This window comes from Ralstonia sp. VS2407, from assembly GCF_052950655.1.
Map to the genome: position 1 here is coordinate 1 of NZ_JBRFVG010000202.1, position 488 is coordinate 488.

The 488-nt window shown below is 67.2% G+C and carries 1 protein-coding gene; it reads right to left on the reverse strand.

Translation table 11 applies throughout. From position 1 onward, the window contains the following. On the reverse strand, nucleotides 1-488 hold a 488-nt coding region (locus ACU8YE_RS24620), incomplete at both ends, for a TCP-1/cpn60 chaperonin family protein (RefSeq protein WP_446930050.1).

Below are 488 nucleotides of genomic sequence, written 5' to 3' on the forward strand. Positions count from 1 at the left end.
GCCCTGGACCTCGTCGCCCTTGCCGCCACCCTCGACGATCGTGGTGTCGTCCTTGGTGACCACGACGCGACGGGCGGTGCCCAGCGCGTCGAGCCCGACCTGGTCGAGCTTGAGGCCGACCTCGGGGGCGATGACCTGACCACCGGTGAGGGTGGCGATGTCCTGCATCATCGACTTGCGGCGGTCGCCGAAGGCGGGGCTCTTGACCGCGACGGCGTTGAAGGTGCCGCGGATCTTGTTCACCACCAGGGTCGAGAGCGCCTCGCCCTCGACGTCCTCGGCCAGGATGAACAGCGGCTTGCCGGCCTGGATGACCTTCTCCAGCAGGGGCAACAGGTCGGCGATCGCCGAGATCTTCCCCTGGTGCAGCAGGATGTAGGGGTCGTCGAGGACGGCCTCCATCGACTCCTGGTCGGTCACGAAGTACGGCGACAGGTAGCCCTTGTCGAACTGCATGCCCTCGGTGAACTCGAGGTCGGTGCCCATGG